At 42.2% G+C, this 24,608-nt stretch carries 27 protein-coding genes and 2 riboswitches; of the genes, 22 read left to right on the top strand and 5 right to left on the bottom strand.

Going from position 1 to position 24,608, the window contains the following annotated elements; genetic code table 11:
- The first annotated feature begins 19 nt into the window (after nucleotides 1-19).
- On the top strand, nucleotides 20-241 hold the full coding sequence (locus ACFX4L_RS17340; RefSeq protein WP_377405731.1) for a YozQ family protein: 222 nt from the start codon (nucleotides 20-22) through the stop codon (nucleotides 239-241).
- A gap of 95 nt (nucleotides 242-336) precedes the next feature.
- Here ACFX4L_RS17340 and ACFX4L_RS17335 read toward each other — a convergent pair whose 3' ends face one another.
- From ACFX4L_RS17335 to ACFX4L_RS17320, 4 genes are read right to left on the bottom strand one after another with little or no spacing between them, the layout of a single operon-like run.
- Entirely contained in the window at nucleotides 337-1,182 is an 846-nt protein-coding gene (locus ACFX4L_RS17335; protein WP_284470950.1) for an energy-coupling factor ABC transporter ATP-binding protein, read from the bottom strand.
- Nucleotides 1,183-1,200: 18 nt separating this feature from the next.
- Nucleotides 1,201-1,923 (bottom strand): cobalt ECF transporter T component CbiQ, encoded by a 723-nt coding sequence (gene cbiQ / locus ACFX4L_RS17330; protein WP_284470949.1) that lies wholly within the window; start codon nucleotides 1,921-1,923, stop codon nucleotides 1,201-1,203.
- A gap of 40 nt (nucleotides 1,924-1,963) precedes the next feature.
- Nucleotides 1,964-2,275, bottom strand: a complete 312-nt coding sequence (locus ACFX4L_RS17325; protein WP_089363094.1) for an energy-coupling factor ABC transporter substrate-binding protein — start codon at nucleotides 2,273-2,275, stop codon at nucleotides 1,964-1,966.
- Between the two features lies 1 nt (nucleotide 2,276).
- Entirely contained in the window at nucleotides 2,277-3,020 is a 744-nt protein-coding gene (locus ACFX4L_RS17320; protein WP_061462939.1) for an energy-coupling factor ABC transporter permease, read from the bottom strand.
- A 179-nt stretch (nucleotides 3,021-3,199) separates the two neighbouring features.
- Nucleotides 3,200-3,397: riboswitch (cobalamin riboswitch) on the bottom strand.
- A 202-nt stretch (nucleotides 3,398-3,599) separates the two neighbouring features.
- Nucleotides 3,600-3,789: riboswitch (cobalamin riboswitch) on the top strand.
- A gap of 151 nt (nucleotides 3,790-3,940) precedes the next feature.
- Here ACFX4L_RS17320 and ACFX4L_RS17315 point away from each other — a divergent pair.
- The 16 genes from ACFX4L_RS17315 to ACFX4L_RS17240 all read left to right on the top strand — a co-directional run bounded on the left by ACFX4L_RS17315 (nucleotide 3,941) and on the right by ACFX4L_RS17240 (nucleotide 18,607).
- On the top strand, nucleotides 3,941-4,309 hold the full coding sequence (locus tag ACFX4L_RS17315) for a (2Fe-2S) ferredoxin domain-containing protein (protein ID WP_377405729.1): 369 nt from the start codon (nucleotides 3,941-3,943) through the stop codon (nucleotides 4,307-4,309).
- A gap of 14 nt (nucleotides 4,310-4,323) precedes the next feature.
- Nucleotides 4,324-5,979 carry a precorrin-3B C(17)-methyltransferase gene (gene cobJ, locus ACFX4L_RS17310; protein WP_377384624.1) on the top strand — a complete coding sequence of 552 codons (1,656 nt, stop codon included), beginning with the start codon at nucleotides 4,324-4,326 and terminating at the stop codon, nucleotides 5,977-5,979.
- Nucleotides 5,980-5,997: 18 nt separating this feature from the next.
- Complete coding sequence (locus ACFX4L_RS17305; protein WP_377405727.1) at nucleotides 5,998-6,933, top strand: sirohydrochlorin chelatase; 936 nt, start codon at nucleotides 5,998-6,000, stop codon at nucleotides 6,931-6,933.
- The gene (cobK, locus tag ACFX4L_RS17300) at nucleotides 6,930-7,700 is read left to right on the top strand and encodes a precorrin-6A reductase (RefSeq protein WP_377384620.1); all 771 of its coding nucleotides are present in this window, start codon (nucleotides 6,930-6,932) and stop codon (nucleotides 7,698-7,700) included. Before ACFX4L_RS17305 ends, cobK begins: the two co-directional genes overlap by 4 nt.
- A gap of 12 nt (nucleotides 7,701-7,712) precedes the next feature.
- Nucleotides 7,713-8,360, top strand: coding sequence for a precorrin-8X methylmutase (locus ACFX4L_RS17295; protein ID WP_089363089.1), 648 nt, complete (start codon nucleotides 7,713-7,715; stop codon nucleotides 8,358-8,360).
- Nucleotides 8,361-8,363: 3 nt separating this feature from the next.
- Nucleotides 8,364-9,497 carry a cobalt-precorrin-5B (C(1))-methyltransferase gene (locus ACFX4L_RS17290; protein ID WP_377384618.1) on the top strand — a complete coding sequence of 378 codons (1,134 nt, stop codon included), beginning with the start codon at nucleotides 8,364-8,366 and terminating at the stop codon, nucleotides 9,495-9,497.
- The gene (gene cbiE / locus ACFX4L_RS17285; protein ID WP_377405735.1) at nucleotides 9,460-10,674 is read left to right on the top strand and encodes a precorrin-6y C5,15-methyltransferase (decarboxylating) subunit CbiE; all 1,215 of its coding nucleotides are present in this window, start codon (nucleotides 9,460-9,462) and stop codon (nucleotides 10,672-10,674) included. The genes ACFX4L_RS17290 and cbiE overlap by 38 nt, the downstream gene beginning before the upstream one ends.
- Complete coding sequence (gene cobI, locus ACFX4L_RS17280; RefSeq protein ID WP_284470942.1) at nucleotides 10,667-11,374, top strand: precorrin-2 C(20)-methyltransferase; 708 nt, start codon at nucleotides 10,667-10,669, stop codon at nucleotides 11,372-11,374. Before cbiE ends, cobI begins: the two co-directional genes overlap by 8 nt.
- Nucleotides 11,371-12,147: a precorrin-4 C(11)-methyltransferase gene (cobM, locus tag ACFX4L_RS17275; protein WP_089363086.1), complete on the top strand. Its 777-nt coding sequence runs from the start codon at nucleotides 11,371-11,373 to the stop codon at nucleotides 12,145-12,147. The genes cobI and cobM overlap by 4 nt, the downstream gene beginning before the upstream one ends.
- On the top strand, nucleotides 12,144-13,268 hold the full coding sequence (locus tag ACFX4L_RS17270) for a cobalt-precorrin 5A hydrolase (RefSeq protein ID WP_125162126.1): 1,125 nt from the start codon (nucleotides 12,144-12,146) through the stop codon (nucleotides 13,266-13,268). The genes cobM and ACFX4L_RS17270 overlap by 4 nt, the downstream gene beginning before the upstream one ends.
- Before the next feature lie 13 nt (nucleotides 13,269-13,281).
- Nucleotides 13,282-14,676, top strand: coding sequence for a cobyrinic acid a,c-diamide synthase CobB (locus ACFX4L_RS17265; protein ID WP_377384616.1), 1,395 nt, complete (start codon nucleotides 13,282-13,284; stop codon nucleotides 14,674-14,676).
- Nucleotides 14,677-14,711: 35 nt separating this feature from the next.
- The gene (gene cobA, locus ACFX4L_RS17260) at nucleotides 14,712-15,521 is read left to right on the top strand and encodes a uroporphyrinogen-III C-methyltransferase (RefSeq protein WP_284470938.1); all 810 of its coding nucleotides are present in this window, start codon (nucleotides 14,712-14,714) and stop codon (nucleotides 15,519-15,521) included.
- Nucleotides 15,500-16,063 carry a nitroreductase family protein gene (locus tag ACFX4L_RS17255; protein WP_061462950.1) on the top strand — a complete coding sequence of 188 codons (564 nt, stop codon included), beginning with the start codon at nucleotides 15,500-15,502 and terminating at the stop codon, nucleotides 16,061-16,063. Before cobA ends, ACFX4L_RS17255 begins: the two co-directional genes overlap by 22 nt.
- A 14-nt stretch (nucleotides 16,064-16,077) precedes the next feature.
- Nucleotides 16,078-16,614, top strand: a complete 537-nt coding sequence (locus ACFX4L_RS17250; RefSeq protein WP_125162129.1) for a cob(I)yrinic acid a,c-diamide adenosyltransferase — start codon at nucleotides 16,078-16,080, stop codon at nucleotides 16,612-16,614.
- Between the two features lie 12 nt (nucleotides 16,615-16,626).
- Nucleotides 16,627-18,144: a cobyric acid synthase gene (locus ACFX4L_RS17245; protein WP_377384613.1), complete on the top strand. Its 1,518-nt coding sequence runs from the start codon at nucleotides 16,627-16,629 to the stop codon at nucleotides 18,142-18,144.
- A gap of 190 nt (nucleotides 18,145-18,334) precedes the next feature.
- On the top strand, nucleotides 18,335-18,607 hold the full coding sequence (locus ACFX4L_RS17240) for an HU family DNA-binding protein (protein WP_061462953.1): 273 nt from the start codon (nucleotides 18,335-18,337) through the stop codon (nucleotides 18,605-18,607).
- A gap of 539 nt (nucleotides 18,608-19,146) precedes the next feature.
- Here the strand turns inward: ACFX4L_RS17240 and ACFX4L_RS17235 are convergent.
- A complete protein-coding gene (locus tag ACFX4L_RS17235; RefSeq protein ID WP_377384611.1) occupies nucleotides 19,147-19,935 on the bottom strand; it encodes a protein kinase domain-containing protein in 789 nt (262 codons plus the stop codon).
- Between the two features lie 342 nt (nucleotides 19,936-20,277).
- Between ACFX4L_RS17235 and ACFX4L_RS17230 the strand changes: the two genes are divergently transcribed.
- The 5 genes from ACFX4L_RS17230 to ACFX4L_RS17210 are packed head-to-tail and all read left to right on the top strand — an operon-like array spanning nucleotide 20,278 to nucleotide 24,608.
- A complete protein-coding gene (locus ACFX4L_RS17230; protein ID WP_317777635.1) occupies nucleotides 20,278-20,745 on the top strand; it encodes a flavin reductase family protein in 468 nt (155 codons plus the stop codon).
- A gap of 11 nt (nucleotides 20,746-20,756) precedes the next feature.
- Nucleotides 20,757-22,238: a 4-hydroxyphenylacetate 3-hydroxylase family protein gene (locus ACFX4L_RS17225; RefSeq protein ID WP_377405725.1), complete on the top strand. Its 1,482-nt coding sequence runs from the start codon at nucleotides 20,757-20,759 to the stop codon at nucleotides 22,236-22,238.
- A 31-nt stretch (nucleotides 22,239-22,269) separates the two neighbouring features.
- Nucleotides 22,270-23,019: an IclR family transcriptional regulator gene (locus tag ACFX4L_RS17220; RefSeq protein ID WP_089363078.1), complete on the top strand. Its 750-nt coding sequence runs from the start codon at nucleotides 22,270-22,272 to the stop codon at nucleotides 23,017-23,019.
- 45 nt (nucleotides 23,020-23,064) lie between these two features.
- The gene (locus ACFX4L_RS17215; protein WP_061462956.1) at nucleotides 23,065-23,625 is read left to right on the top strand and encodes a 3-hydroxyanthranilate 3,4-dioxygenase; all 561 of its coding nucleotides are present in this window, start codon (nucleotides 23,065-23,067) and stop codon (nucleotides 23,623-23,625) included.
- Nucleotides 23,610-24,608 carry an amidohydrolase family protein gene (locus ACFX4L_RS17210; RefSeq protein WP_176431932.1) on the top strand — a complete coding sequence of 333 codons (999 nt, stop codon included), beginning with the start codon at nucleotides 23,610-23,612 and terminating at the stop codon, nucleotides 24,606-24,608. The genes ACFX4L_RS17215 and ACFX4L_RS17210 overlap by 16 nt, the downstream gene beginning before the upstream one ends.

Here is a 24,608-nt window from a genome sequence, read left to right as displayed (position 1 = left end):
AAACTAGGAGTGGAAAACTATGGATGGCAAGCCATCAAAAAATGAATCTTCAGAAATTGCTGGAAGAATATATGACGTCAGTGATTATAAACGGGAAGATGTTGTATCTTCGGGATTGGCTACAACCCACGAACAAGTCTCGGATACTTATGCGGAAGGCGAGATAAAAGCAGTCATTGATGATGTAAATGGAAAGGATATTGAGATTAAAAAAGAAGGATCTGAGGAAGAAAGGAAATGAAGTGATTTTTATTTTTTAGGAACAAGAATTATCGACTGATATTTTAAGTGAATATCGATTTAAACCCCTAGCTTTTTAAGCTAGGGGATATCTAATTAATAAATTCTTTCTCTCTCCATTTTTCGAAGTAACTCTTCCTTCGTTCTTGGGACAAGGTCCTTTTCTGCGGGTATCCTTGATTGAAGAAGGGCTTGAAACATTTCAAAAACCCACGGCTTCTCCAGGTGTGCCCTCATCAGAACGGCTTCATCATGAAAAACGGATACAGGGTCCCCTTGGTATATGACCTTACCATCGTTCATGACAACGACTTCATCAGCCCATTGATAGGCCAAATTAACATCATGAGTTGATAGAATTATCGTTTTGTCAGGATGGTGAATACTGTCCAGCAGAGACATGATCTGTCGGGAGAAATAAGGATCCAATCCAGCGGTAGGCTCGTCCAAGAGCCAAACATCGGGTTCCATGGCTAGTACCCCTGCAATGGCGACACGTTTTTTTTGCCCTAAGCTCAAAAAATGGGTGGGTCTGTCCTTCAATTCCGTTACTTCCGTTTGAGCCATCGCCCATTGTACTTTCTCGTGGACTACGTTTCTTTCCCATCCTAAATTCATCGGTCCAAACGAAATATCCTGTTGCACATTAGCGGAAAAAAGCTGAGAATCGGGATCTTGAAAAACGATCCCGACTTGTTTTCTTAATGATAATAATGCTTTACGGTCATATTTAATTTTCTTGCCCTTATATCTGATAGTTCCTGATGTTGGTTGTAAAAGACCGTTTAAATGGAGGAACAGAGTCGATTTGCCAGCTCCATTATTGCCTAATAATGCAATCTTTTTACCTTGTTGAACCGTTAGTGAAAGATCTTTTATAGCGAACGTTCCATCTGCGAATTGATGGGTGAGGCCCTCTATATTAAAAATATGCTCTTCCATTTTTGAATTGCCTCCAATTTACATATATCCATAAATAAAGATTAAGCTTCCTAGTATGATAATGGCGATCAGCCAATTGCGGGAGGAATAGGTGTAAGTATCATCGATAAATGATAGGTTTTCCTGATATCCTCTTGCATTCATGGCCATCGTCAATTGCGCAGAGCGCTGGAATACTCCCAAAAATAATGATGAGATTAGTAACCCGAGAGAGCGAATGCCTTGCCTTATCGAGCCATATCCAAGTCGTGAAGCTTGTGATAGGTGAATGGCCAAAGCTGTATCTAAAAAAATAAAGATGAAGCGATAGGTCAATTCTATTAAATCGATCAATAAAGACGGCAATTTAAGTTTCCGCAGCACGGATAGAATGACGGTAATGGGTGTTGTTAAGGTTAAGAAATATAAACAGCTTATACTGCCAAATACGACAGTGATCAAATTGATCACTGTACCAATGCTGTCATCGCTGATGAATATTTGCCAGTTTCCGGCTTTCCAGGACCACCATATATTGGATATTGAAGTGGGTTTGCTTGTAAAAGAAAAAAGGATGGTAATTGTACCTGATAATATAAAGAACCCCGGTAGTAAGAGTAATTTCAGATAATAAGAAAGTGGGATTCTTGCCGCAAAAATGATTAAAGCACTCATCACCGTAAAAGTGATGAGCGAAACGGCCATATCCCTTACAGTTAAGGAAAAAAGCAAAAGGGAGAGTGCAAAAATCATTTTTTCCAACGGATGTTCATCCTTTAGCCCATTGAAATAGGCATATTTATCAATGAGTAACATGCTTGGATTCTTCGGGCATGGCTTGTTTGGCTTGCTTATTCCTTTGTCTCATTACGCCAATGAAATATCCAATGAAACCAGCTCCGATTGCAGCTTGCAGCGCAAATAATAAGCTTTCTGTTTCTGCACCTGGTGGCTCCCAAATACTGTTGAACCATGGCTTATATTCCGGATGGATATTTGTGATGGCTTCTTCAGCTTCGCCGTCGGCACCGCCAAATTCCGTTCCTTGTTGGGTGATTAACGGTATGGTAGCAAGAATGACGACCAGGAAAAGCAGCAGTAAACTTTTTTTCATATTAACGGGCCTCCTTAGATAAAACTCGCAGCAATTTCAATTCGCCTAGATTGTATTTTTTTAAGAAATTCATCACAACGACTGTCAATAATCCCTCGCTGATTGCCAAGGGAATTTGGGTCAGGGCAAAAATCCCTGCAAACTTAGTGAATGAGGCCATGAATCCCCCTACCTCGGATGGAAAAGCAAGAGCAAGTTGAACGGAAGTTACCACATAGGTTCCTAAATCTCCAAAAGCAGCTGCCAAGAAAACGGCAAGAGAAAAAGACCACCCCAATTTAGTCGCGCCCTTGAAGACAAAGTAAGAAATGAACGGTCCGCATACTGCCATGGAAAATGCATTGGCCCCTAATGTCGTCAACCCTCCGTGAGCCAGTAATACAGCTTGAAATAACAGTACGATGGAACCCACGACACTCATGGCCAATGGTCCGAATAATATGGAACCCAAACCAACTCCTGTAGGGTGTGAAGAACTTCCCGTAACGGAAGGAATCTTCAGGGCCGATAATATGAATACAAATGCTCCCGATAGGCCGAGTATCATTTTTGTTTCTGGGTTTTCCTTTACTTTGGACCTAATCGACCGGTAACCCAAGATTAAAAATGGAAGGATAATGGCCCACCAGAATATGGCCCATTCAATCGGTAAAAATCCCTCCATAATATGCATGGCCATAGCACGTTTTGGTACAAGAAGCAATAAAATGACAAAATAAAGAATTTTCCAATTGTCTTTTTTCATTCTTTCTCCTTTCAACACTTTTAATTTTTTCTGATCAAGGCTTTTAGAAGAAAAGCGGCGCCCAACATAAAAAGCACTTCTCTAAAAAAGAAAGAAGTGCGTAATGAACAGGAATTCCTCAGCATAAACCAACCACGGGCTATTCTGCCTGATCCGCACACCCATCCTCGTAGGCTGAAACAGTTTCACGCTTCATGGCAGGTCTCCTGGCTTTGGTTCATCATCCCATTACATCCTTCCCATCTCATTTGACAGTGGATTAACCTTAAGGCAATAGGACTTCCCTTTACAGTGGCGGGACCGCTCCGGATTTTCACCGGCTTCCCTTTTAAGCTGAATTTCCGAGAAAATTCAACACCATAAAACTTATGTAATTATTTTGAAAAATCTCGTATAGTTTATCATAAAGAAATAATTCCAGCTACACTCTCTTTTTTTTTAAAAGACTAATAACGCAGAGAAGCGAGGCATGGAGCTGGATTTACCCTATTAAACTTTTCTAAACAGTCGGAATAAACTTTGAATTTTGCTAAAGTTGTTATATGATAGATAAAGTTAGCTAGAAATGTATAATAAAACCAAATATTTCATTTTAAAAGTGCTCTTGTGTGAATTATCAAGGGATAATAGGGAAAACGGTGAAAATCCGATGCAGCCCCCGCTACTGTAAACGCTGATGAAATTGTCGATGACCACTGGCTTAATGCCGGGAAGGGACAAAGTAAAATGAAGCGTAAGCCAGGAAACCTGCTTTTGAAATTGTATGATACTTTTCGGAGGGAAAGGTAGAAGGACTATGACGATTTTGGGAGATTCAGCATATTTGCCGAAGGCTCCTCATTCATATAGTTTTTTTAAAACCTTAACTCTTATGTTAAGGTTTTTTATTTTGCCTTTTCCCTGAACTCAGGAGGAAGAAGATGACTACTTGGAACTTGCAGGGTACTAATACGCATCTGTTGATTTGCAATGGAAGCAGTTGCATGAAAAAAGGCGGGGAAGAAGTAACCCAAGCGATTCGCGATGAAATTACTTCAAAGGGACTGGATATGAAAGTTCATACAACCAGGACACGCTGTAACGGAAGATGTAAGGACGCCTGCGTTGTAATTGAGTATCCCCAAGGGAGATGGTATCGGGTGGATACCCCAGATTACGGTCGGAAGATTGTAAGTAATATCGATGATGGGGAGTTTGTGCCACAGATGATCTACCAATTCAGTGATGGGGAAATGACCCCTAATCCAGATTTTCCTGCTCATACGGGTATTTCAAAGAACAAATCGTAAAAGGAGATGTCTTAATGAGTACTAACGGTAAATTATTCGTCGTGGGCTTTGGGCCAGGGAATTTTGAACACATTACCAAACGTGCTGTCGAAGCCCTTCAAGAAAGTGACTACATCATTGGTTATAAAACTTATGTTGAACTCATTCAGGGACTGCTTACAGATCAAACGATTATTAGTACGGGAATGACTGAAGAAGTATCACGTGCTCAGGAAGCAGTGAAACAAGCGGAGCTGGGAAAGAAAGTGGCTGTAATTTCCAGTGGTGATGCCGGAGTTTACGGGATGGCAGGGCTGGTTTATGAAGTATTGATTGAAAAAGGGTGGAAAGAAGATACTGGAGTGGGCATTGAAGTCATCCCTGGTATTTCTGCAATCAACTCTTGTGCGTCTTTACTTGGGGCACCTGTCATGCACGATTCGTGTACCATCAGCCTCAGTGATCATTTAACGCCTTGGGAACTTATCGCTAAAAGGGTGGAAGCTGCTGCAATGGCTGACTTTGTCATTGCACTTTATAACCCGCGTAGCGGAAGGCGGACTAGGCAAATTGTAGAAACACAAAAAATTCTCCTTCGCTACCGTTCACCGGATACACCTGTCGGGTTGGTGAAAAGTGCTTATCGCGATCGGCAGGATATTGTCATAACCAATTTGAAAGATATGTTGAATCACGATATTGGAATGTTGACCACCGTCATTATTGGTAATTCATCTACCTTTTTATATGATGACAAAATCATCACACCAAGAGGTTATCAGAGGAAATATACATTGAATTCGGAAAAGCAAACATTGAAGCCGCATCAGCGTCTGCAAAAAGAAGCAGAACCGTGGGCATTAGATCAAGAAGCCGATTCCATGCAAGAAGCCTACGCTGAGCCTGATGGAGGGGTTGGATTACTTACAAAAGCACCAGAAAAGAAGGCGACATCTTTTGAAATGGCGATGGAAGCCCTGTCTATAGTTAAGGGCCAAACCGTTCAGCAACCCATTAAGCCGTTTGTTCAGCAAAAAATGGAGTCGGTATTCGAACTTGCGGTCAGTCCAGGTGTGGCGAATAAACAATTCACTCCCAAACAAATGATGACACTTGCGGAAGTTGTCGGGGAAAAGGGATCGATGGAATACACGCCAAACCATAAGATCGTATTAAAGATTCCGACAACGGATCCGGAAGTCATTACGGGGAAATTGCAATCAGCAAACTTTCTGTTATCGCCGATTGGAGATGTACTGACATTAAAAGCCTGTGATTTCTGTGATGGGGAAAAAGCGGAATCCATTCCTTTTGCGGATGAAATACACCGGGTGCTCGGCGGAATGAAAATGCCTAAGGAACTGAACATCGGTTTTAATGGGTGTGGAATGGCTTGTTATAGTGCTGTGATGGATGATATCGGGATTGTCTTCCGAAAAGGGAAGTTCGACTTATTTCTTGGAGCTAAACCGGTTGGAAGAACAGCCCATCCAGGTCAGCTGGTTGCAGAAGGCATTGAACCGGAACAGCTTGTTGAACTGATTACGGACATTGTCGGGGAGTATACGCAAAATGCCCATCCAAATGAGCGGCTTTTTAAATACTTCAAACGTGCAAAAAAGATACAGAGTTTTTCTTATCAGGACATTGCTCCCAAAATAAACATAGAGCCTGCGCCTTGTGAAGACTAATCAAGAGGGGGAAAGTAAATGAAAGCAGTTTTGTTCGTAGGACATGGAAGCCGCTTGGCTTCAGGAAACGAAGAAGTCCTTCATTTTATTAAAAATATGATTCCGGCAATGGATGACGGCTTTTTGGTAGAAACGTGCTTCTTGGAGTTTGCGGCACCGAATATATCTAAAGGCATTGATAATTGTGTAAAACGAGGGGCTACGGAAGTTATCGTCATACCAATCATTTTGTTGCATGCAGGACATTCGAAATTACATATCCCGGCTGAAATAGAGGATGGGAAAACCAAGTATCCAGAAGTGAAATTCACATATGGTCAAACGATCGGGGTCCACCATGATGTATTGACGATCCTGACAGATCGTCTTGAGGAAGTTGGTTTCGATACATCCTCAAAACAGCCTGAGACAGCAATTTTGCTAATCGGCCGAGGTGGCAGTGACGCTGATGCAAATAGTGATATATATAAAATTTCACGATTATTATGGGAAAAATTAAACGTGAAATGGGTCGAAAGTGCCTTCATGGGTGTAACGGAACCGCACGTGGATGAAGGCATTGATCGATGCATCCGCTTAGGGGCAAAAAAAATAGTGATGCTGCCATATTTCCTTTTCACGGGTGTGCTAATGGAAAGAATGGAAGATATGCTGAAAGGCTATCAAGAGCAATATCGTGATCGAGAATTTATTTTGGCGAAGTATTTTGGGTATCATCCAACCTTACAGAACATTTTGCAAGAACGTGTAATTGAAGCTAGCGAAGGCAGATCAAGTGGGGTCCGAGATTTGGAAAACTATCGTAAACATGTCGAAGAACATGGACATGCCCACCATCATCATCACGACTACGACCACGACCATGATCACGACCACGACCATGATCACGACCACGACCACGACCATGATCACGACCACGACCACGATGAGCAAGTAGTGGGGACATCAAAATGATTTTGTTCTTGGCGGGTACAAGTGATGCAAGGGAATTAGCGATTGAGATGAAGCAGGTGGGATTCGAGGTTTTGGCAACTGTTGTAACCGGGTCGGCGGCGAAGAGTTTGCAAGATGAAGGGATATCCACCCGTATTGGCCGATTAACTGCAGAGGATATGACATCTTTAATCTCTGAAAAAGGTTTTCAGGCTGTAGTTGATGCAAGTCACCCATTTGCGGAAGAAGCATCCAAAAACGCCCTTAACGGAGCAAAGGCAGCAAATGTTCCATATATTCGTTATGAGCGTGAAAGTCAACGGTTTAAGAATGACAAATTGATAGTTGTCCGTGATTATGAGGAAGCTGCCAAGCTTGCAGCGGCAAAACGGGGAATCATCATGCTTACGACCGGAAGTAAAACCCTAGCTGTATTCGCAAAAGAATTGGTCGGACTCGAGAATACCAGAGTCATAGCAAGAATGCTGCCACGCATGGACAATATGGAAAAATGTGTGGAGCTAGGCATTGAACAAAAAAATATCGTTGCGATTCAAGGTCCATTTTCCAAGGAATTAAATAAAGCTCTATATGAACAGTATGGCGTCACATTGATGATAACGAAAGAAAGTGGCAAAGTTGGTGCGGTTGATGAGAAATTGGAAGCCGCCTTGGAATGTGGAATAGAGACGATTATGATATCGCGACCGGATGTGGACTATCAAAATGTCCATTCAAGTTTTGATCATGTCATTTCTGAATTGAATAAACAGCTAAATCAAAAATAGGAGGAATGCAAGATGGACTTTAAAACGGATTTTAAACCACTGACGGTAGATCCAGACAAAATATATGATTATAGCTTTGCAATGATAGCTGAAGAAATGGGGAATCATGATTTTTCCGAAGATGAATGGAAGATCGTCCGCCGGGTCATTCATGCTTCAGCGGACTTTGAATTGGGAAGAAGTGTCATCATCCATCCAAATGCTATTCAAGCTGGTGTGGAAGCCATTCGCAAAGGCAGGCATGTCATTGCGGATGTGCAAATGATCGAGAGCGGAACAGGCAAAAAAAGATTTCAAAAACATGGCGGGGACGTGCATTGCTATATTTCAGATCCAGATGTGATGGTCGAAGCAAAACGTTTGAATACGACTAGAGCGATCATTTCGATGCAAAAAGCCGTAAAGGAAAATGAAGGGGGCATTTATGCCATTGGCAATGCACCTACAGCATTACTTGAGCTCATTCGCCTTATTAAAGAAGGGATTGCAAAACCGGACTTAATCATTGGAATGCCTGTTGGGTTTGTTTCTGCAGCGGAATCTAAAGAGGAACTGGCTAAGATCACAGAAGTTCCATTCATTACGAATATTGGCCGAAAAGGTGGAAGTACTGTCACTGTTGCCGCATTGAACGCGATTTCCCTTTTAGCTGATAGTTAAAAAATGGAAAAGAAAGTGAAAAAAGACCCCTCACAAATGCGTCATGGATATACGACGGGAGCATGTTCGACAGCCGTGACCAAAGCGGCATTGACCGCCTTGATCACGGGGGATGCGCTGGAGGAAGCAACGATTTCCTTGCCAATTGGCCGAGATGCCACTTTCACTATTGAGAAATATGAAATATCGGAAAATGCGGTTAGTGCAGAAACGGTTAAAGATGCCGGAGATGATCCTGATGCCACACATCTGGCCCATATTATCTCTACTGTCAGCTGGTCCGATGCACCTGGGATTATCTTGGATGGAGGGACAGGAGTTGGTCGTGTGACCAAACCCGGGCTTCCCGTTCCTGTAGGGGAAGCGGCCATTAATCCTGTACCGCGCAAAATGATTTTAACCACTGTGCAACAAACATTGGAAGAATTTAAGATCAATAGAGGAGTGAAAGTCGTCATCTCCGTGCCCGCAGGTGAAGAAATAGCAAAAAAAACATTAAATGGCCGCTTGGGGATTGTGGGGGGTATTTCCATTTTGGGAACAAGGGGCACCGTCGTCCCTTTTTCCAGTTCGGCCTACATGGCAAGTATCGTCCAGGCTATAAGTGTCGCCAAAGCGAGTGGTTGTGAGCATCTTGTCTTAACGACTGGCGGGCGAAGTGAAAAGTATGCAATGGGCCTTCTTCAGGATTTACCGGAGGAAGCCTTTATTGAAATGGGTGACTTTGTGGGCTTCTCACTTAAGCAATGTAAGAGGCAGGGAATAAAAAAGGTATCACTGGTCGGCATGATGGGGAAATTTTCTAAAGTTGCCCAAGGTGTGATGATGGTGCATTCAAAGAGTGCCCCGGTCGACTTCGGTTTTCTATCGGAGATAGCCCATAGCGTTGGAGCAGGAGATGATCTTGTTCTTGAAATCAAGAATGCAAACACAGCATCACAAGTTGGGGATATGATGTCGGCGATCAATAATTTTGATTTTTTTAATAAACTATGTGAATCCTGCTGTCACTCTGCCATAAAGCAAGTGAAGGGTGGCATTGAAATGGAAACGGCGATTTATTCGTTGAAAGGACAATTACTGGGAAGGGCTGTTGGAATTGAGTCAATTGATGAAATTAATCGGGATAGGGGATAACGGTCAGGAAAGCTTACTGCCGCAATATGCCCAATGGATTGAAGAAAGTGAAGTGCTGGTCGGAGGCGAGCGGGTCTTATCCTTCTTTCCGAACTATTCTGGCCAGAAGTTTGTCATAAAGGGCGATTTGAAGAAAGTGGTGGAACAACTGCAGGATGAAACTCGTCCAACTGTTGTCTTAGCTTCCGGTGACCCATTGTTTTACGGAATGGGAGGCTATCTTTCCAGCAAGATCAACATGGAAGTTTACCCATATTTCAGTTCCATTCAGCTTGCTTTTGCAAAAATGGGTGAAAGCTGGCAAGATGCTTTCCTAGTTAGTATTCATGGCCGCAGTATGAAAGGGCTGGCCCAAAGGATTGATGGGAAAGCAAAAGTTGCCTTGCTTACTGACATCGAAAATAGTCCAAACCAACTGGCTAAATATCTCCTTTCATACGGAATGACAGAATATCGGGCATTCGTTGCTGAAAATCTTCAAGGAGAAACTGAAGACTCTGGCTGGTATGAACTTGATGAAATGATGGAGCGGGAATTCTCCCCGTTGAATGTTGTCATTTTAAAAAGAAAATCAGAAGGTCCAAGCTGGTCTTTAGGGATAGATGATGAAGAATTTTTGCAACGGAAGCCGGATAAAGGACTCATAACCAAAAAGGAAATTCGAGTATTGAGCCTGCATGCGTTGAAACTCGAAAAAAATAGCATAGTTTGGGATGTCGGGACGTGTACGGGATCAATGGCAATTGAAGCGGCTAAGCTTGCATCAGAAGGTCAAATCTTCGCAATTGAAAAAAATGAGCCTGATTTAGAAAACTGTTATCAAAACCAACGAAAATTCCGTACCGATATAACAGCTATTCATGGAAAAGCTCCGCAAGGCCTGGAAACTTTTCCAGACCCTGATGCGATTTTTATTGGCGGGACCGGCGGCGAAATGGTAGATCTAATCAATACTTGCTGCAAACGGCTGAAAGAAGGCGGCAGGATCGTTCTAAATGCTGCAACGATCGAGAATCTTTACCGGGCTAATGAGGCATTTGGGGAAGCTGGTTTTCACACTTCCATCATGCATGCGCAAATTTCCCGAAGTAAGCCAATATTGGGAATGAACAGATTCGTACCGCTTAATCCGGTTTATATCATTACTGCACAACGAAAGGAAGACATGAATGAGTAATCTTGGTACATTATATGGCCTAGGCGTGGGCCCGGGCGATCCAGAGCTTATTACAGTAAAGGCATTTCGCGTGATTCAGGAGTCTCCTGTCATTGCATATCCCAAAAAAAGAAAAGGGAGTAAAAGCTACGCCCATCGCATCGTTGAAGTTTACATTCGTCCTGAAGAGAAGGAAATGCTGGGCCTAGTTTTTCCGATGACGAAAGATCAAGCAATTTTGGATCGGGAATGGAACGGAACGGTTGAAAAGGTTTGGCAAAAATTATACGAAGGAAAAGATGTTGCTTTCGTTACGGAAGGTGATCCCCTTTTATATAGTACGTTCATACATATGATGAAATTGATGCAGGAGTTACATCCTGAAGTCGAAATTAAGACAGTCCCGGGCATTTCTTCGTTTAATGGATCAGCGTCAAGGTTAGGTATCGCTTTGGCGGATGGTGATGATCATGTGGCGATTGTTCCGGCAAGGGATGATTATGAAGCGATGAGGAAGGCGATTGAAGATCATGATGCTGTGGTGTTCATCAAAGTGGCAAAAGTCATCGATTTAATGATTACTGTTTTAAAAGATTTAAACTTGCTTGAAAAGGCCTCGGTCGTAACAAAAGTCACATCCGATGAAGAAGTGATTTGGAAAGTGAGTGAATTGGAAGGACTTGAACTAGAATACTTAACATTGATGGTGGTGAGAAAATGAAGATATATATTGTAGGTGCTGGCCCAGGAGATCCGGATTTGATTACTGTAAAAGGATTGAACATTCTCCAAACTGCTGATGTGATTTTATATACGGATTCATTAGTGAATGAGGAATTAATTGCTAAGGCAAAACCGGATGCTGAGGTGCTAAAAACGGCTGGAATGCATTTGGAAGAAATTGTTGGCATTATGGTTGATCGTGTTAAAGAAGGAAAGATGGTTGCCAGAATCCATACAGGGGATCCTGCTATGTATGGGGCGATCATGGAACAAATTGTCCTATTGAAGAAAGAGGATATTGGTTATGAGGTGATTCCTGGCGTAAGTTCAGTATTCGCCTCGGCAGCGGCAATAGGAGCAGAGCTGACTATCCCGGATTTAACCCAGACACTCATTTTGACGAGGGCTGAAGGACGTACTCCTGTTCCTGAATTTGAGAAGTTACGTGATTTGGCAAGTCATCACTGCACGATTGCCCTCTTCTTGAGTGCGACCTTGACTAAAAAAATCGTTAAAGAACTCAAGGAAGCCGGTTGGAAGGATGATACGCCGGTCGCAGTCATTCAACGGGCAACATGGCCGGACCAAAAAATAGTCCGTACCACGTTAGTTAATTTAGATGATGATATGCGTAAAAATGGTATCCGCAAGCATGCAATGATTTTGGCTGGATGGGCGTTAGACCCTACTATCCATGATAAAGATGAATACCGTTCAAAACTATATGATGCGAGTTTTACCCACGGTTTCAGAAAAGGTGTTAAGCCATGATCATTGAATTGAAGGAAGAGGAACTTGCTCCCATTAAACAGTCTCATACTTATGCAATCGTGGCAATTACAAAGCACGGTGTCGAGCTGGCACGAAAATTACATACCGTTTTTTCGAATTCCGATCTATATTACATGAGCAAGTTTGAAAAAGGGGACGAAGAGCATAAACAGATCCAGCTTTTTTCGGGAAGCGTCCGTATGCTTTTACCAGCTTTATTCAAGGAATATAAAGGAATCATATTAATTATTTCACTCGGGGCAGTCGTCAGGATGATTGCTCCCATTTTGAAGGATAAGAAAACGGATCCAGGTGTGGTTGTCATTGATGACAAAGGGGAAAATGTTATAAGTGTATTGTCAGGGCATCTTGGCGGAGCAAATGAACTGACTAAGGAAGTTGCTGCTGCCCTTGACGCAAAAGCTATAATCACTACGGCTTCGGATGTACAGAAAACGATTCCTGTCGACTTATTTGGCCAGCGCTTTGGCTGGATTTGGGATTCAGCAGAAAAATTGACGCCAGTAAGTGCGTCCGTTGTAAATGAAGAGCATGTTGCCGTTGTACAGGAGTCAGGTGAACGGAACTGGTGGTCGTATGAAACGCCATTACCTGAACGTATAATCATATACCCTTCAATTGAAGAAGCGCTTCAAGCAAAGCCACAAGCAGCTCTGGTCGTCACTCACCGCATGCTTAGCCAGTCGGAAAAGAGGATCCTGGAAAATGGGATCGTTTATCGTCCTCAAGTAATTGTTCTTGGTATCGGGTGCAATAGGGGAACATCGGCTGCTGAAATAGAGCATGTGATTACAGAAACACTAGAGGAATTATCGTTTTCCTTAAAAAGCGTTAAAGCGATCTGTACAATTTCCTTAAAGAAAGACGAAATTGGCTTGATTGAAGTAGTTAAGAAATTTGGCTGGGAATTTGTATATTATGAACCGGAAGAGCTTAATCAAGCTCAAATCGAAGCGCCATCCGATACAGTTTTTAAATATACAGGTGCATACGGTGTGAGTGAACCGGCTGTCAGGATTTATACTAAAGCTGAACAATTGGAGCTGGTTAAGAAAAAATCGGGGAATGTAACCATATCAGTTGGGATCATTCCTTTTTAAGGAGGGAATATAAATGAACGATAGAAGATTGGTGATTGCAGGTACCGGAAGCGGTGTCGGGAAAACGACATTGACCATCGGAATCATGGCAGCCCTCCAGAAGAAAGGCTATACCGTTCAAGGGTTCAAATGTGGTCCTGACTATATTGATCCAACCTATCATACCGCAGTTACAGGACGAATTTCACGCAATCTTGACAGTTGGATGTTTGAACACGATACCGTCCGAGAAATTCTTAACAAAGCAAGTATCGGAGCTGATATCTCGATCATCGAAGGAGTCATGGGTTTTTTCGATGGCAAAAGTCCTTTAGCCAATACAGGATCGACGGCTGAAATCAGCATGATCACCCAAAGCCCTGTCTTGTTGGTAGTCAACTGTGCCAGCATGGCGAGAAGTGCCGCAGCCATTGTAAAAGGGTTTCAGGACTTTTCAACCGGTCCGAACATCATTGGGGTAATTGCCAATCAAGTGGGAAGTGTAGGGCATTACCAAATTGTCAAAGCGGCCATCGAGCAAGAATGCGATGTTCCGGTGCTGGGATATATGAAGCGGGAATTGGATATTGATATTCCTAGCCGTCATTTGGGCTTAATTCCTGCTATTGAGCGCGGGGAACTTGACCCGTTTTTCGATAAGCTTGCACACTTAGTCATGGAAACGATTGATATCGATCAGTTGTACCGTTTGTCCATGACTAGCGCCGTTTCCAGTGGGAATTCAAATATATTTCAGCACCAAAATAAAAAAGGCGTGTGCATTGCCGTCGCAAAAGATGCGGCCTTTAATTTTTATTATCAGGAAAACCTTGAGTTGCTTGAAGCGAATGGGGCAAACATCAAGTATTTTTCTCCATTAAAAGGGGAAGAAGTTCCATTGGATGCTGATGGTTTATACCTTGGAGGCGGCTTTCCAGAGGAATTTGCAGACGAACTTTCTGGTCATTTGGGTACTATTAAATCCATCCGAAGCTCTATTGAAAAGGGGTTGCCGACTCTAGCGGAATGTGGTGGTTTCATGTTTTTGAGCAAATCAATTGAAACAACTTCCGGAGAAACGCACCAGATGGCAGGGATAATACCAGGCAGGATTAAGATGCAGAAAAAACTTGCAGCACTTGGATATCGTGAAATTACAGGAACACAAAGCAACTTTTTGATCAATGAAATTGAGCAGGCAAAAGGTCATGAGTTCCACTATTCGACATTTGAAGCAGATGGTGATCTTACACATGCTTATGAAGCCAAAGGCAGATTCGGTTTGAAACAAGAAGGGTGTGTATTAGGTAACCTTGTTGCCGGGTATACCCACTTTCATTTTGCTTCCAATCCAAAACTTGCAAAGAACTGGATCGATGCTTGCTTAAAACAAAAAAACAGATCTACCCAGGAAACTATCATCAAGTAAAAGGTATTTTTTGAAGATTAAGAGGAGGCACGAGCATGAAACCGGGAAAAGTACATCTGGTCGGTGCGGGTCCCGGAGATCCGAAACTGATTACGGTATATGGACTGGAATGTATCCAAAAGGCGGATGTCATCGCATATGACAGGCTTGTCAATCCAGAACTATTAACCTATGCAAAAGAAAATGCAGAACTGGTGTATTGCGGGAAATCACCAGGGAAACATCATCTCATTCAAAATGAAATTCATGAACTTCTTGTGGAAAAAGCCTTACAGGGGAAAAATGTCACCCGACTAAAGGGCGGAGATCCATTTGTCTTCGGTCGGGGCGGTGAGGAAGCTGAGATACTGGCTGCTAACGGAATTGAATATGATATCGTCCCGGGAATCACAGCGGGTATCGCGGCTCCGGCTTATGCGGGCATCCCGGTTACCCACCGTGAACATGCATCAAGTTATGCGATTGTGACAGGACATGGCCGTGATTACAAGGGACAGGATAACCTGAATTGGCAGGCATTGGCTCAAGGCATCGATACCATCGCTTTTTATATGGGGATAGGTAATATGCCGTTTATATGTGAAAAATTGATGGAGCATGGCAGGGACGGTAAAACGCCAGTGGCTGTCATTGAATGGGGCACGACAGATAAACAAAGGACGATCACCGGTACGTTGAGTTCGATTCCTTTGCTTGCTATTAAAGAAAAAATTCAAAATCCGTCAATCTTCCTAGTAGGCGATGTCGTCCAATTAAGAGAAAAAATCCAATGGTTTGAAAGAGTGATTGAATCAGAATCCATTATAGAAGGGAATGAGTCGGAATGTCCATCATTCAGGAATTGAAGGAACGCAGGGCAATAAGGAACTACGAAGATAAAGAAGTGGAAGATGAAAAAATCAGGATGTTATTGGAAGCGGCTACCTATGCCCCTAACGACCGATTACGTGAACCTTGGGGCTTTTATGTAATCAAGGGTGAAGCGAAGCACCGTTATGAAAGATTGGCAGAAAAGTATTTACATGAACGCTTCCCGACCAAACCAAAATTGATAGACAGTTCACTGGAAGTTGTTAAGACGACACCGCTTATCATCGTCGTGACTTCTGATATTTTGCCTGATGATCCAGATTCATCCGAAGATAATGTATTTGCCTCTTGTTGTGCCGTCCATTCGATGTGGCTTGCCGCAAAAGAACTGGGTCTTGGATTCGTTTGGCGTACTAGAGGAGTGGGTCTTGTCAGGGATGAACGACTTCACGGGTTTATCGGTTCACCGGAAAACAAAAAAGTGATCGGCACCATTTTTGTCGGATATCCGAAAGGGGATCAACCAATTCCTGCTACTCAAAGGACTTCATACATAGAAAAAACAGTTTGGTTATGAAGGTAGGTGAGTGAGTGGCACGCAGAGGATTAATGCTTATTTATACGGGAAATGGGAAAGGGAAGACGACTGCCTCATTAGGGGTGACTTTACGGGCAATCGGCAGAGGAATGAATGTCAAATTCCTTCAGTTCATAAAATCTCCAGAGCGTACATATGGAGAAGCGTTGGCTTTAAAAAAATTAGGCGTTGAAATGGAACAGCTTGGTATTGGTTTTACCTGGACCAAAACACCAGATGAGCATCGAAGCGCATTATCGTTAGCTTGGGAAAAGGCGAAACAGGCCCTTAGTGATCCTGACATTGATTTACTCGTTTTGGATGAGTTGAACAATGCGTTAGCCATATCCAAATTCCCTATTGAAGATGTCTTGCCATTGGCTGAAATCATCGAGGCGATTCGTAATCGTCCCGCTCATATGCATATTGTCATTACCGGTAGGGATGCCAAGCCAGAGCTTATGGAAATGGCGGATTTGGTTTCATCCATTGAGGCGACCAAGCATTATTATGACGAGGGTATCGGAGCTGTCAAAGGATTAGAGTTTTAGGGGGTGAGCGGAATGAAGGCACGGTCCATCATGATACAAGGGACGTCATCTGATGTAGGAAAAAGTTTGATTTGCACGGCATTTTGCAGGGTTTTTTCTAATAAAGGATTACGTGTCGTCCCATTCAAATCACAAAACATGGCATTGAATTCTTATGTAACCTTGGATGGCGGTGAAATCGGACGGGCGCAGGGAGTACAGGCGGAGGCAGCACGAATCACGGCAACAACTGATATGAATCCAATATTACTGAAGCCGAAGAAGGATATGGTTTCGGAAGTCATCGTGCACGGAAAGCATTTTCTTGATATGAATGCAAAAAGCTATCGGAATCATTTTGTCCAAGAAGCCATGCCCATCATCCGTAAATCGGTGGAAAAACTTCAAGATGAATATGACATCATCGTACTGGAAGGCGCAGGAAGTCCAGCTGAAATTAACCTTAAGGACCGGGATATTGCGAATATGCGAATGGCCAAACTCGCGGATGCGGCTGTCATTTTAGTGGCAGATATTGACCGTGGTGGCGTATTTGCTTCCATCATCGGGACACTTGCCTTATTGGACAAAGATGAACGCGATTGTGTAAAGGGGATCATCATCAATAAATTTCGTGGCATGCGTGAACTGTTGGACGATGGCATTGAATGGGTGGAAAAGGAAACCGGGATTCCGGTTCTCGGGGTGCTGCCCTATCTTGACGTGAATATTGAAGCGGAAGATTCACTTGCCCTCTCTTCCTTACGTTTTAAAAAACCTAAAAAGGCTGAGTTTCCGATCGATGTAGCCGTCTTGAGATTTCCGCGGATCTCCAACTTTACAGATGTGGATCCTTTTTTTGATGAACCCGGAGTAGGTGTCCGCCTAGTAAGCAGTGTCCATGAGTTAGGTAATCCCGATCTGCTTATTTTGCCTGGTACAAAAAACACGATGGAAGATTTAGAGTGGTTGAATCGTAGGGGGTTGGATCGGGCCATCAATGAACTGCGGAAACAAGGAACGATGATATTTGGCATATGCGGCGGTTTTCAAATGCTAGGGACTAAACTTTTCGATCCTGACGCGGTCGAAGGTGACGGTGAGAACGCAGATGGGCTTTCGCTTCTTCCGGTGGAAACCGTATTTCAAGCAGAAAAGAAAACGGTACAAATGGAAGGTGTCCTTTCTGCCGGGATAATGGAAGGTCGAATGAATCTTATCGGTTTCGAAATACATTTAGGCAGAACGACATTGAAGTCGCAAGTAAGGCCCTTTCTTTTATTGAAGGATGGAAGAGAAGATGGAGCCATTTCCAATGACAACAAAGTAATGGGAACATATCTTCATGGGATATTCCATAATCGCCTGTTCACTAGATTACTAGTTAACCAAATTCGACGGAACAAGGGGTTGGAAGAAGTGAAGGAAAACGTCCAAAGCGACTCGGAGCGTAGGGAGGAAGCGTACAATCTCTTGGCATCCCATTTGGAGGAAAACATTGATATGGATACCATCTATCAATGGCTGCAGCTTGAAACCACGGAAAGCTGAAAAATGGTCTCGGCAAAATCATTTTATCCTGTTGATCAAAGCCTTTTAACCTATATGAAATGGACTGGAAACACATTGGTATAAGGGTAAACTTCCTTTTAATTAGCCATATTAAGTGACAGACGTATATAAGATATGTTATGTTGTCTTCTCTACATACTTTAAGAATATAAAAGGATGAGGTGTTCATATGAATAAAACAGAATTAGTGAGTAGTGTGGCAGCACAAGCTGAACTAACAAAAGACGACGCAAAAAAAGTAGTGGATGCATTGTTTGAAACAATCACGACTACACTTGCTAAAGAAGAAAAGATCCAACTAGTTGGTTTTGGTACATTTGAAGTGCGCGACCGTGCAGCTCGTACAGGAAGAAACCCACAAACAGGTGAAGAAATACAAATTGCAGCTAGCAAAGTACCCGCTTTTAAAGCAGGTAAGGAATTAAAAGAAGCTGTAAAATAAAAAAATGAACAAAGAAAAACCTGGCGATCAATATTCGCCAGGTTTTTTGTTTACTGCCTGATTTTCATTCCAAATAGGGTTGGTGACAAGATATGGATTATAGGATGTATAAAAGCGCTTGATTTAACGTATTAGTTGGCATAAATCCATCGTGTTGAAAATGTGGTGATTTTGGATGATGATGGCTATTTAATCTTTCTTTATCATTTGACCAAAGAAAGAAAATAAGCTCACTCCATGAAAAAAAGGGAGACAGTCATGGAATGTAACACAAATGAAAAGAATTTATAGTACTTATTAATAAGGTTAAAACTGAGGCTATGTTAGGCTAAATGAATAACAAGCTTTAAAACCAAAATAAAAGAGGTGATAAATATGTTGAAAAAGATAATGAAAAAAATCAAACAACTTTCCCAAGGCAGCAGTGAGCGAAGGCATGGTCATTATCGCCGAGGCAGCAGTAGCAGCAGCAGAGGGTATAAACGATCTCCCATGAGTGGAAGTGACCGCTACAAGAGAAAAGGGCGGGGCAGTAGCAGCTAATTCAATTCCTTTGTCTCTAATGCTGCATGCAGGTCCATTGAGATTTCTTGGATATCAGAATAAGGTTCTTGGATGCTTAATAACCTTTTGAGTATGTGCTCGGTATCTTTTTCCAACGAAAGCTCTTCTGTCCAAGGGAGAGCCATTTTATTTTTGGAAGTGTATGTCGTATAAAGTACATATAAGAGTATTTCTCCCAAGTCGTAAAAATCCTGCCTTTTCAGCTGCAAAATGGCTTCTTTTGCGAGATCGGCCGAAACGGCACGTTTAGACAAACCAAAGTCTATCAAAATGGGCTGATTGTCTTTAAGTAAGATATTTGGTATACGTAAATCTTGATGGAAAATATAATGGCTGTGCAGATAAGATACTAATTCGACCAACTCACCAAGAAATAGTAGAGACTCTTTCTCATTGAACGTTATATGATTCAAAAAAATATGGTCTTCCAAATTATCCCCTTCAATGAAATCCATCACAAAATAATAATTTCCGTCATGTGAAAATTTCTCGTGAAATTTAGGCATTTCTTTATGGTTTAACATTCGTAATATGGAGATTTCATTCTCAAACTGTTCAAGCTCTTTTTTGCTGCGGCGTTTACTTGTCCGGAGCTGTTTGATTACGGTATTCACATTCGTTTTTAAATCAATGCAAAGATAGATAATACCGTAGCTACCTGTTCCTATTACAGCCGTTACTTCGTAGCGGTTTTTCAAAACCACGCCTTTTTTTAAAGGTATATCCACAAAAAATTGATAGATCTTTCGAATGGAACGCAACATTGAAACTTCCCTCACCACTTTCATATATTTGAGTGGAAAACTCAAAAGACCATTATGATAACTAAACTGGAAATATGAATGATCATGGATAGTGTACCATTGATTTTTGATATTGCGGTAATGAAAGTCTTTTCTTCGGTAGTGTCCTTTTACACGATATTCAATAAAATGTTGATCAATATATCTATGGAAATAAATTCCCTATCAATGAAAAAAGAACAAATTAAAGATGACTATTGAAAATAAAAAATTTTCGTAATTTCATATTATGAAATTATTGGATTTTTTAAATTTTTAAGTTTAATATAATGAATTCATAATCAAAGAGTAGGAGGTGAAAAGATGGATGGGCGCGAGTTAAGAAATTGCTTTGGTAAATTCCCAACCGGAGTTACGATAGTGAGCTGGTTTGATGGGAAAGTTCAAAATGGCATTACTGTGAATTCATTCACTTCGGTTTCCTTGGATCCCCCGCTTGCTTTAGTGTCAATTCATAAAGAAGCAAAAGCCTGCAATAGCATGAAAGATAGAGCATTTACCATTAACATTTTGTCGGATGAACAAGAATCCATTGCATGGCAATTTGCGGGCAATAAACGGGAAGCACTTGAAATTGACTGGGATAACAAGGGGATTTCACCAAAAATAAAAGGAAGTGTCGCCTGGATGGAATGCAAACCATGGAAAGAATATGATGCGGGTGATCATGTTTTGTTCATAGGTGAAATCCAGGAATTACATTTCGAAGATTTGGAAGCGCTTACTTTTTATCAAGGGAAAATGGGGTCTGCTAAACAACTCGTAAAATAAGGGGGATTTTTATGGGCATTAAAACCGGCGAAGAATATATTAATAGAATTAAATCCAGAAAGCCAGAAGTCTGGCTTGGTGGAAGAGTGGTTGAGGATATTTATAATGAACCAATTTTTAAACAGCCGATACAAGAAATTGCGAAGTTGTATGACATTCAACATGACCCGGAATATCAAGGTGAAATCACCCACATTTGTAAAGAAACCGGAGAACGTGTTAATAATGCTTTTTTATTCCCGAAGACTTCGGATGACCTGCAAAAAAGAAGTAAGTTATTTGAAGTGTATGCCAGGATGACATATGGACTTATGGGGAGAACGCCTGACTTTTTAAATGTTGTAGTCACTTCCATGGCGCATAATTCCTGGTTTCTTGATAAATACAACAAAGACTGGTCTAAGAACATCAAGGATTATTATACCTATATTCGTGACAATGATTTATTCCTTACGCATGCAATCATTAATCCTCAAAATGATCGAAGTAAGGAATCTCATGAGCAAAAAGAAACATATACACACTTGGGGACCGTTGAGGAAAAAGAAGAAGGAATACTTGTCCGAGGTGCAAAAATGTTAGCAACCCTGGCTCCCATTACTGATGAAGTAATTATCTATTCTTTCCCGGGATTCACACCAGGAGATGAGCGTCATGCGGTAGCATTTGCGCTGCCGATCGATACGCCGGGACTGCGCATAATCTGCCGGGAACCAATGCAGGACGGAACACGCTCGATGTTTGACCATCCACTGGCCTCACGCTATGAGGAAATGGATGCCCTGCTTGTATTTAATGATGTATTGGTTCCTTGGAATCGCGTCTTCTTATACAACAATGTAGAGGCGGCAAACCGCTTGTATCCAATGACAGGAATCGCTGAACAGCCTGCACACCAATCAGGTGTCCGTGGATATATTAAACTGGCATTTGCCGTTGAAGTTGCTTGTAAAGTGGCAGACTCTATCGGAGTTGATGGATTCCTGCATGTCCAACGTGATTTGGGTGAACTTGTTCAATCCGTCGAAGTCATCCGTTCACTGCTTCGGGTAGCGGAATATGAGTACACGATTAATGACTACGGTGAGGCCCGGCCAAATCCAGATGCCTTGGAATCGATTCGCGGTTTCCTTCCAGAGATGTATCCCCGTGCCATAGAGGTTATCCAGACAATTGGGGCTGGCGGGCTGTTGATGTCACCGACAGGGGCGGACTTTGATAATCCGGAATTGCGCTGTGATATCGATAAATATTATGGAGGACGAAGCGGAGTTTCAGCGGAAGAACGCGTACGGGTGTTTAAACTTGCCTGGGATTTATGCGGGGAAGCATTCGGGCAGCGCCTCCTTCAATACGAGCGCTATTACACGGGTGATCCAGTTCGGAAAAGAGCCATTTTTTATAATAAATATAAGAAAAACAAAAACTTCACCATGGTAGATGAAGTGCTTAACAAACCGATACAAGTAGCCATCGATGCGATCAACCAGTAATTTTAATAGTTGAATAGGGAGGGGGGGCGTCATGATTTCGTCCGTTGAGAAGGTAATAAAGATACTTGATTTATTCACTAATGAAGAACCCTCACTTGGAAATAAGGAAATTGCTGAAAAATTGAATATGAGTCCAAGCTCATCACATCATCTCGTGAAAACGATGTGTAAGGAAGGGATGCTGATCCAGGGCAAAGATCGAAAATACCGGCTTGGGTGGAAGTTACTTGAGTGGAGCAGTAAAGTCATGTATCAGCAGGATATTCATTATGAAGCAGGACCTATTTTAAGTAATCTTGTCCTGCAATTTAGAGGGAATTCTCATATTGGAATGTTTCACGAAGGCGAAGTCAGGTTTGTGATGAAAATGTCGTCCCCTCATGCTGAGCATATGACCACATATATAGGAGCAAGAAAACCAGCGTATTGTACGAGCAGCGGGAAAATATTACTTGCTTTTAACCCATCCTTTATTCAGCCTACGCTTGCAAAAGGGCTTTTGAAGCACTCAACAAATACGATTACTTGCATTAACCAATTGAATGAAGAATTAAAGGCCATCCGCAAACAGGGATTTGCGATCAGTGATGATGAAAATGATTTTGGGTTATACGGGGTTGCTGCCCCCATTAAATCCTACAATGGTCAAGTTATTGCAGCACTTAACCTTGTCGGAGATCGAAATTATATGATTGGGAGAGAGAAGACGAATATTATTCAATCTGTAATTCGATCGGCACAAATGATTTCAAAACAGGTTGGTTATATGTCGTTAGTGTGAATTTTCGCAAATATTACGAAAATGAAAACGGGAGGTAGTTTATTTATGAAGGGATATGCTCAATCTTTAAAATTACAGGCTAGATCATTAAATGTAATGAAAGTTATTGAAGACAATAAAAATTTATTGAAGCCGCCGGTTAATAACAAAGTACTTTGGGAAGATTCCGAATTCATTGTCATGCTTCTGGGTGGCCCGAATTACAGGCGTGATTTTCATGTTGACCCTTCAGACGAGTTATTTTATCAGATAAAAGGCTCCTGCTATGTAGAATGCATTACCCAAAACGGCGAGCGTGAAGTAGTGGAGGTGAAAGAGGGGGAAATGTTCATGCTGCCAGCTGATGTACCCCATTCCCCTCACAGGGTATCGGATACATACGGCATTGTTATAGAGCGCAAGCGTGCAATAGATGAGCTTGAAGATTTCGTTTGGTTCTGTGGGAAATGTAATCATGAGATGCACAAAGTTACGATCCAATTGACGAATATTGAGGTTCAGGTGAAAGAAGCCATTGAGGCTTTCAACGGAAGTAAGGAACTTCGCACTTGTCATGAATGTGGTCATGTTATGTCAGAAAACGTTGAGGCTTGGAAATGCGAATAGACTTTCATACTCATATTCTGCCATTGGATCTGCCGGACTTAACCGGAAAATTTGGTCAGGGACGCTGGCCGGTGTTAGAGCAGAAATGTTCATGCGGGGCGGATATTATGGTAAGCGGGAAGCTGTTCAGGAAAGTGACTGACCAGGTATGGGACCCGGAAAAACGCATTCAGGATATGGATGCCGAAGGAGTCGATATGCAGGTGCTGTCACCGGTGCCAGTGACATTTTCATACTGGGCGCCAATAGACCAGGCGCTATACATGTCCCAATTCCAGAATGATTTTATTGCTGAGACTGTGAACAGGCATCCTGACAGGTTCATCGGTCTCGGGACTGTTCCGCTTCAGGATTTGAAAGTGGCAATTGGCGAAATGGAACGCTGTAAATTTGAACTTGGTTTGGCGGGGATTGAGATTGGTACAAACGTAAACGGAGAGAATCTAGATTCACCTGTTTTATTAGAATTCTTCCAGATGGCTGAAAAATGGAATGTCCCACTGTTTATACACCCTTGGGAGACAATGGCAAAAGACCGAACGGAACGGCATAACCTTATGTATACAATCGCGATGCCGAGTGAAACCGCACTGGCGGCAGCAAGCATTTTATGGAGTGGCGTCATGGAAAAGTTCCCGGATCTGAAACTATGTTTTGCTCATGGCGGGGGCTCATTCCCATATATTTTACCGCGGATTGATCAGGGATGGGAAGTATGGCCTGATTTAAGAAAAACCTCAATGCCGCCAAGCCATTATGCACAAAAGTTTTATTTCGATTCCCTGAACTATGATATCCGGAATATTCAGTATCTGGTTGAACGTTTTGGTTATAAGAAAGTGCTGATGGGTTCCGACTATCCATTTTTATTAAGAGAAAAGCCTCCAGGTAAAGTAATTGATGACGCTCTAAATCTTTCAGATGAAGTGAAAGCGAATCTTCTTGGGAAAAATGCATTGAGGTTTTTAAATTTGGAATCGTGA

The sequence above is a fragment of the Peribacillus sp. YIM B13482 genome, from assembly GCF_042787975.1.
Lineage (GTDB): Bacteria > Bacillota > Bacilli > Bacillales > DSM-1321 > Peribacillus > Peribacillus simplex_A.
The sequence above is the reverse complement of the archived record's forward strand: the minus strand, read 5'-3'. Positions and strand labels throughout refer to the sequence as shown.

Excerpts from the sequence above, each read along its gene's own strand:
- ACFX4L_RS17340 (WP_377405731.1), top strand. The coding sequence starts at position 20 with ATGGATGGCAAGCCATCAAAAAATGAATCTTCAGAAATTGCTGGAAGA.
- ACFX4L_RS17335 (WP_284470950.1), bottom strand. The coding sequence starts at position 1,182 with ATGGAAGAGCATATTTTTAATATAGAGGGCCTCACCCATCAATTCGCA.
- ACFX4L_RS17325 (WP_089363094.1), bottom strand. The coding sequence starts at position 2,275 with ATGAAAAAAAGTTTACTGCTGCTTTTCCTGGTCGTCATTCTTGCTACC.
- ACFX4L_RS17320 (WP_061462939.1), bottom strand. The coding sequence starts at position 3,020 with ATGAAAAAAGACAATTGGAAAATTCTTTATTTTGTCATTTTATTGCTT.
- ACFX4L_RS17315 (WP_377405729.1), top strand. The coding sequence starts at position 3,941 with ATGACTACTTGGAACTTGCAGGGTACTAATACGCATCTGTTGATTTGC.
- cobJ (WP_377384624.1), top strand. The coding sequence starts at position 4,324 with ATGAGTACTAACGGTAAATTATTCGTCGTGGGCTTTGGGCCAGGGAAT.
- ACFX4L_RS17305 (WP_377405727.1), top strand. The coding sequence starts at position 5,998 with ATGAAAGCAGTTTTGTTCGTAGGACATGGAAGCCGCTTGGCTTCAGGA.
- cobK (WP_377384620.1), top strand. The coding sequence starts at position 6,930 with ATGATTTTGTTCTTGGCGGGTACAAGTGATGCAAGGGAATTAGCGATT.
- ACFX4L_RS17295 (WP_089363089.1), top strand. The coding sequence starts at position 7,713 with ATGGACTTTAAAACGGATTTTAAACCACTGACGGTAGATCCAGACAAA.
- ACFX4L_RS17290 (WP_377384618.1), top strand. The coding sequence starts at position 8,364 with ATGGAAAAGAAAGTGAAAAAAGACCCCTCACAAATGCGTCATGGATAT.
- cobI (WP_284470942.1), top strand. The coding sequence starts at position 10,667 with ATGAGTAATCTTGGTACATTATATGGCCTAGGCGTGGGCCCGGGCGAT.
- cobM (WP_089363086.1), top strand. The coding sequence starts at position 11,371 with ATGAAGATATATATTGTAGGTGCTGGCCCAGGAGATCCGGATTTGATT.
- ACFX4L_RS17270 (WP_125162126.1), top strand. The coding sequence starts at position 12,144 with ATGATCATTGAATTGAAGGAAGAGGAACTTGCTCCCATTAAACAGTCT.
- ACFX4L_RS17265 (WP_377384616.1), top strand. The coding sequence starts at position 13,282 with ATGAACGATAGAAGATTGGTGATTGCAGGTACCGGAAGCGGTGTCGGG.
- cobA (WP_284470938.1), top strand. The coding sequence starts at position 14,712 with ATGAAACCGGGAAAAGTACATCTGGTCGGTGCGGGTCCCGGAGATCCG.
- ACFX4L_RS17255 (WP_061462950.1), top strand. The coding sequence starts at position 15,500 with ATGTCCATCATTCAGGAATTGAAGGAACGCAGGGCAATAAGGAACTAC.
- ACFX4L_RS17245 (WP_377384613.1), top strand. The coding sequence starts at position 16,627 with ATGAAGGCACGGTCCATCATGATACAAGGGACGTCATCTGATGTAGGA.
- ACFX4L_RS17240 (WP_061462953.1), top strand. The coding sequence starts at position 18,335 with ATGAATAAAACAGAATTAGTGAGTAGTGTGGCAGCACAAGCTGAACTA.
- ACFX4L_RS17235 (WP_377384611.1), bottom strand. The coding sequence starts at position 19,935 with ATGTTGCGTTCCATTCGAAAGATCTATCAATTTTTTGTGGATATACCT.
- ACFX4L_RS17230 (WP_317777635.1), top strand. The coding sequence starts at position 20,278 with ATGGATGGGCGCGAGTTAAGAAATTGCTTTGGTAAATTCCCAACCGGA.
- ACFX4L_RS17225 (WP_377405725.1), top strand. The coding sequence starts at position 20,757 with ATGGGCATTAAAACCGGCGAAGAATATATTAATAGAATTAAATCCAGA.
- ACFX4L_RS17220 (WP_089363078.1), top strand. The coding sequence starts at position 22,270 with ATGATTTCGTCCGTTGAGAAGGTAATAAAGATACTTGATTTATTCACT.
- ACFX4L_RS17215 (WP_061462956.1), top strand. The coding sequence starts at position 23,065 with ATGAAGGGATATGCTCAATCTTTAAAATTACAGGCTAGATCATTAAAT.